A 6,361-nucleotide genomic window follows, 5' to 3' on the forward strand; every position below is an offset into this window, starting at 1 on the left:
ACTTACAGTTGGTGCCATGATGGGCAGACTTTCCGGTACCGTAAATGCGCCCTGCGACGCGGGAAGCGTTACAATTACGGTAAAAGACAACGGCGGAACACCCGATTATGCAGATGATGACAGTTAGAAACCCATGTAGGAATCCTTCACGATGGGCGGGTTGTGCCCTGCTGTCTGGATTACCAGGGGCAAATCACCCTGGGAAACATCCAAGAACAGTCCCTGACCGAGATATTAAAAAGCCCCCTCGCCCAAAATCTGCGAGAAGGCTTTCAAAAGCACGAACTGCGCCACCCGTTGTGCCAAAACTGCTCTTTTTGTAGGCGTTTCAAGTGAAAAACGCCTAGAAAGTCACCAAAAAAAGCACCAGACCCGAGAAAACGGCAATGAAGTTCGCAAGAAATGTGTTTGTTGTCAGGTTCTTGAGCATGACTCAATTTTAGAAAGAATATTCCATTTTTCAATGTAACAGAAATCACATTGCGATTTTCATCACATTTGTCAAAATGAAATTATATTTACAATAGTTATGAACGAGACCCTGTTTATCCATTCGCCCATTACCTTGGTGCTCTCCCTGGTCGCAATTATCCTTGCCGCCTCGTATTCCACCATGATGGGGCAAAAAATCAAAGTTTCGTCTCTTCCCTTTGCCGTCCGCTACCTGGTAATCACCATCATCGCCTGGAACATACTTGCCTTTGTAGGCACGCTGTTCTTTAGCGGGAACCACCCCGGTCTCGGCGGACAAATCGTATTTGGGCTACAGGCCATGATTTGGATACAGGCGGGCAATACCATCTACAAGGTGGCCCTATTGAACCTCCATTCAAAATCCAACCTTCTCTGGAATATTTTCAATATTTTCGGCGTCGTTTTGGCAGCCGTTTCAACAGCAATTTTATGCCTGCACCCAGCCCTCATTACCGACTTTTCGCTGTTCGGGCATCAAATATTCGCCCACCGGCCGAACTTCGTTCTCTTCAGCATCTTCTTTTTCATCTTCGTTTTCCCGGAACTGTTCCGCAGCATCTTTGTGTTGCTGCGGAATGCCCTGCGCACCAGCGACCAGGCCCAAAGCCAAATCAGCATCTACATGACGGGCGCCCTCGCCTTCTTCGTCATCATCCCTTTGCTCTTCGACTTTTTTATTCCCTTCATCCAGCGCGGACAAACTAGCCACTTTATGCTGTGGTACCAGTTCTCGTACCTATTCCTGACCATTATCTGCGGGCAATACTACACCTCCATATCTTTCAGGAACAAGAGTGCCTCTTGGTTCTTGGACAAGTTGAGGAAAGACGTGGGCGACTGTTACTTTTCCTTTGACAACGAAGGGAACATCATCACGGCAAACCCTGCGGCTGAAACCCTTTTCCGCATGACCGAAACCGACATGCAAAAGAAGAAAATCCAAGATCTGCTGCCCGGGCTGGATATCAAACACGAAGGCAGCAAGAGTAATGTCAATGTCAAGATTTTGAACGAGCAGCACTCCTTCAACGTGAGCATCTACCGTATTCAAAAGTCCTTGACTACCTTCACCAACGTGCTTCTGCTTAGCGACCAGAGCAACTCCCTGCTATACAAGCAACGTATCGAATCCCTGAACGCCCAGTTCGCCGAATACAAACAGGACTTGCTGCGTTACCAGGACCGTCTGGACAGTTCCCAGAAAAAATCCAACGAAAACGAATCGTTCCTCAACACCCTCATCAACGCGCTCCCCTTCCAATTCTGGGCCAAGAACGAGCACGGCGTCTATATGGCGCAAAACCAGCGGGACTTGCAAAAGCGGGGCAACCTGTTCCATACCACAGACGACGCCGAAAGCATTTCAAGCTACGAACTGGAGGCCCGGGAAAAGGGCAACCCCAACAGCCACACCAGCTATGAACTTCTGGACGGCGAAGAAATTTCCGAAGACGAAGCCAACGTGCAAATCAACTCCGGAAAATTTGTGTCCATATTCGAGAACATGTTTATCCCCATCCTTTCCAAGCATTCGCCCTACAAGGTCATCGGTATCAAGATAGACATGACCGACCAAAAGCGCGTAGAAAGGGAAAGGAACATTCTCCAGGAACAAAAGAACATCCATTCCAGGCTCGAAGAACTGGGCACCCTTTGCGGAGCCTTCGCCCACGACTACAACAACATCCTGGGATCCCAAATCGGATTCTGCCAGCTGGCATCGGAAATGCTTGGCGCCATCCAGTCCGAAGAAGTAGACGACGGCATCAAGAAAAAGGTGCTCACCGCCGGAAACTTCGTGGCAGAAGCCACCAAGGCCGCCCAGCGGGGGAAAGTCTCGCTAGAAGAACTGCTGAACACCATACGCGGCCAGGCCAAGAGTTCCGGCGACGTCATCGTTTTCGCCCCTTACATGATTATCGACGACGTGAAGAAAAAGCTTTCCCTGACCCTTCCGCCGAACATTTCCATCAGTTCCAGCAAGATGGACAAGTCCATCCGCATTTCGGGAATCCCCGCCGCCCTGGACCGCATTATCAGCAACCTTTCCAACAACGCTCTCTTCGCCATGAAGGAGATGGGCGGAACCCTGACCTTCGGGCTAGAAAAAGAATCCTTGGCACAGCAGCTGATTACGCCCTACGCTCCGCCTATCCCACCCGGAAATTACGCCAAGTTTACCATAGCGGACACCGGTACCGGCATGGATTCCAACACGCTGGAACGAATTTTCTCGCCCTTCTTTACCACCAAGGCTCCTGGCGAGGGTCTGGGCCTGGGCCTTTCTTCGGCGCTTCGCCTGCTAAAAGAGGGAAATGCCTATCTAACCGTGCAGACAAGGCTTGGCGAAGGAACTATTTTTAATCTATATTGGTCACTGTATAACGAATCTCAAGGGGAACAAAATGTCCACAGTTCTAATTATTGATGACGACACCCAGTTCAATCTGATGCTCAAGTCCGCATTGGAAATCAAGGGTTACGAAGTGGAAACCGCCGCCAACGGAAAAGAAGGCAAGGCTCTCTACCAGAACAAGAAATACGATGTCATCATTACCGACATCATCATGCCCGACGTAGACGGCTACGAAGTCATTTTGGACTTACGCCGCATGGGCATGAGCGACCGGACCATCGCCGTGAGCGGTGGCGGACGCACTGCCGCCGATGACTACCTGGTGACCGCCCAGCATTTTGATGTTGCCGCCACCTTCAACAAACCCATAGACTTGCAGGCCCTCCGCGACAAGGTGGACGAAATCATCAAGAGCCACAGCTAATCCATGAATATTCTGATCGCCGATTTAGACGATTCCTTTATCAGCGACATCCGGCGTTCCTGGTCCTTAAAGGACACGGAACTTATCCTCTGCAGCGACAGGGAATCCCTAATGCCTCTCGTCAAGAAGGACTCTATAGACCTTGCGTTTATAGAGGTTCCCCTTTTGACCCATTCCAACATGGACATGGTCAGCTTCTTGAAGGAGAAGAACCCCGGCATCGAGATCTTTGTGCTCTGCGACAGCAAGAACTGGCCGGGCGCCACCAGCGCCATAGCGAGAGGCGCCAACAGTTTCTTGATGAAACCCGCCACCGTGGAGCAGCTGGAAGACATCGCCAAGAAAATCCAGGCGCAACAGCAGAACAACTCCACCCACCAGCTCATGGAATCCCAGGTTTTGGACAGCCTCCTGGGAGACACCCCCGAGATGCGGAAAATCCTCAAGACGGTTTACAAGATTGCCCCCACCACGAGTACCGTCCTGATTACCGGCGAATCCGGGTCGGGCAAGGAGTTTTTGGCCAACGTCATCCACCGCTACAGCAAGCGGGCTAGTTCCCCCTTCGTGGCGGTAAACTGCGGCGCTATTCCCGAAAACCTGATCGAAAGCGAACTCTTCGGAAGCAAGAAGGGCTCCTACACGGGTTCTACCGCCGACAAGAAAGGCCTTTTTGAATCCGCCAACGGCGGCACGCTGTTCCTGGACGAAGTGGGCGAGCTCTCCCCCGCTACCCAGGTCAAGCTTTTGCGCTTTTTACAGAGCCGCGAAATCCGTCGCGTCGGTGAAACCGAGGCCCGCTACCTGGACGTGCGCATCGTGGCGGCCACCAACCGTGACCTTCAGCAGGCCATGGAACAGGGCAACTTCCGCGAAGACCTGTACTACAGGCTGAACACCTTCCACCTGCACCTGCCGCCCCTCAGGGAACGGCGTGTGGTAATACCGACGCTGGTACGTTACTTTGTCTTAAAGAACCAGGAAGCTACCGGCAAAGAGATTAAAGAATTGGAGCCGGCGGCGCAGTACGCCCTTTCCAAGTACGCCTATCCCGGAAACATCCGCGAGCTGGAAAATATCGTGGAGCACGCCATTGTGCTTTCCGAAGACGGTGTGATCAGGCTCGAGGACTTGCCCGAAAGCGTGCAAGAAGAAGCTCGCGAAAAGACGCTGGCCATCGCCCACCAGAAAAGCGAAGCGAAGGAAGTGGCCGCCATCCCGTTGCAGCCTTCGAACACCTCGCCCAAGCAAGAGTCGGGTCGCAACAAGGGCGAAAGCGACGAAGACGAAAGCGAAATCCTTTCCCTCGAAGAGATGGAACGCAGGCACATATTGCACGCCCTGAGCGTCTGCAAGAACAACAAGACCGAAGTCTGCAAGCGACTGGGCATCAGCCGCGCCACCCTGTGGCGCAAACTCAAAGAACTGCAGATTGCGGTAGAAGACTAGGCTTCCACCAGTGTTGCCACCAGGGAACTTTCCTTAGAGAGTCCTGCACCGGGGAAATCTACGCCCTGGGAGCGTTTCCAGGCCGTGCATGCCTTGGAACATACGCTACGGACCGCCGAAAGGACATCTGCCGAAAATTTATCCAGCGCAAATTCGCTGTAGTTGGAACTCACCATAAAAAATCCGCCGGCCTTCAAGAGCCCCGCGCACTGGGACACCAGAGGTAGCAGGTGTTCCCGCACGTTGAAGTTACCGCCCTTGAACCGGGCAAAGCTGGGCGGATCCAGCACGATTCCGTCGAACTTGAGTCCCTTTTTCAGGGCCCAAGGGACATACTCCAGGGCAGATCCCCTGAAAAATTCTCCAGGGCGCAGGTCCAGGCCGTTCAAGGCATAGTTCTCGCGGCCCTTGTCCAGAATTTTACCGCTGATGTCGGCGTTGGTGGCGACTTCGGCGCCACCTAGGCGGGCGTGAACCGAAAAGGAACAGGTGTAGCTGAACAAGTTCAAGAATCGCAGAGCTCGGCCAGAACCTTCGGCGGTGCCATCGCTACCGGACGCGCCTTCCGAAGACATTTGGCCGAACCGCTCACAAACTTCCAGGCGTACATCCCGCATGTCCAGGAACAGCCCCGGATTCACCGTGTCTAAGAGGTCCACGTGAAAGCGGGCCTTGCCTTCGCGGACAGTCCCGCGGGCAAGTTCCGCCGAACCCGCCACCACATCCATACGGGGGTGTTCCAGCGAACGGCCCGAAGGGTCGGTACGGAACTTGGCCACCAGAAATTCCGGCTGGAACAAGTCCAGCACGGATTTATTAATTTGTTCGTAATTCTTCACTGCATCCGCAGAAAAGAACTGCAACTGATAGCGGTCGCCGAAACGGTCCAGCGTCACTCCGGGAATACCGTCACCAACCCCGTTGAACAAACGACAAGCGTCGGTCACCTCTAAAAGAGATGACCGCTTGTCTGCAGCAATGCGGAATATGTCTGTCAGGCCGGCCAATGGATACAGCTAGTCATTCATCATATGATTGTAGAACTTGCGGTAGTTGTCCTTGTCTTCGGTCTTGCGGATGGCAATAGCATCTTGCGGATGGCGGTTCAGCATACCCGTAATCATCTGCGGGATAATGTAACCCCATTCGTACTTGTCGCGGAGCGGCAAGAACAGTTCCTGGATGGCATCCAGCACCGGACGCAAGTCGTACTTGGGATTCTTGAGGAAACTGAGCAACAGTTCCGTAGTGCAATTGCCAGCGCCTCGGCCCATGCCAGACACGGAACCGTCCAGGTAATCCACATGGTTGATGATAGCCTGGATGGTGTTGCTGAAAGCCAGCTGCTGGTTGTTGTGCCCGTGGAAACCGAACTTCTTGTTCTTCACGATGCTCTTGTAACGGGCCAGTTCCTTATCGATGTCTTCTTGATAGAATGCTCCAAAACTGTCGACGAGATAAAGGACATCAGCCTTGCATTCTTCCTGAACCTGGTGGAGCGCCTCGTCCAGTTCCGGACCGCGGTCACGGCTCACCGCCATGATGTTGAGGGTGGTTTCGTAACCCATTTCGTGGAAGGTATTCACCATGTCGATACCCTTGTCGATGTTCTTCACATAGCTTGCCACGCGGAACATCTGGTAGGGGCTCTCACTTGC

The 6,361-nt window shown here is 52.9% G+C and carries 5 protein-coding genes and 1 pseudogene; 4 read left to right on the forward strand and 2 right to left on the reverse strand.

Annotated features, from left to right (window positions below; all coding sequences use genetic code 11):
* Positions 1-123 precede the first annotated feature (123 nt).
* The 4 genes and pseudogenes from IKB43_06325 to IKB43_06340 all read left to right on the forward strand — a co-directional run bounded on the left by IKB43_06325 (position 124) and on the right by IKB43_06340 (position 4,703).
* Positions 124-336: pseudogene (locus IKB43_06325) on the forward strand (SPASM domain-containing protein).
* A 193-nt stretch (positions 337-529) separates the two neighbouring features.
* The gene (locus IKB43_06330; GenBank protein MBR2469751.1) at positions 530-2,902 is read left to right on the forward strand and encodes a hypothetical protein; all 2,373 of its coding nucleotides are present in this window, start codon (positions 530-532) and stop codon (positions 2,900-2,902) included.
* Positions 2,880-3,254 (forward strand): response regulator, encoded by a 375-nt coding sequence (locus IKB43_06335; protein ID MBR2469752.1) that lies wholly within the window; start codon positions 2,880-2,882, stop codon positions 3,252-3,254. The genes IKB43_06330 and IKB43_06335 overlap by 23 nt, the downstream gene beginning before the upstream one ends.
* Before the next feature lie 3 nt (positions 3,255-3,257).
* Positions 3,258-4,703, forward strand: a complete 1,446-nt coding sequence (locus IKB43_06340; protein MBR2469753.1) for a sigma-54-dependent Fis family transcriptional regulator — start codon at positions 3,258-3,260, stop codon at positions 4,701-4,703.
* On the opposite strand, the gene IKB43_06345 is transcribed toward IKB43_06340, so the two are convergent.
* Positions 4,700-5,710, reverse strand: a complete 1,011-nt coding sequence (locus IKB43_06345) for a class I SAM-dependent rRNA methyltransferase (protein ID MBR2469754.1) — start codon at positions 5,708-5,710, stop codon at positions 4,700-4,702. The genes IKB43_06340 and IKB43_06345 overlap by 4 nt on opposite strands.
* A gap of 9 nt (positions 5,711-5,719) precedes the next feature.
* Positions 5,720-6,361, reverse strand: a 642-nt coding sequence (locus IKB43_06350) for a nucleoid-structuring protein H-NS (GenBank protein ID MBR2469755.1), incomplete at its 5' end; no start/stop codon positions are given.

The sequence above is a fragment of the Fibrobacter sp. genome (genome assembly GCA_017503015.1).
Lineage (GTDB): Bacteria > Fibrobacterota > Fibrobacteria > Fibrobacterales > Fibrobacteraceae > Fibrobacter.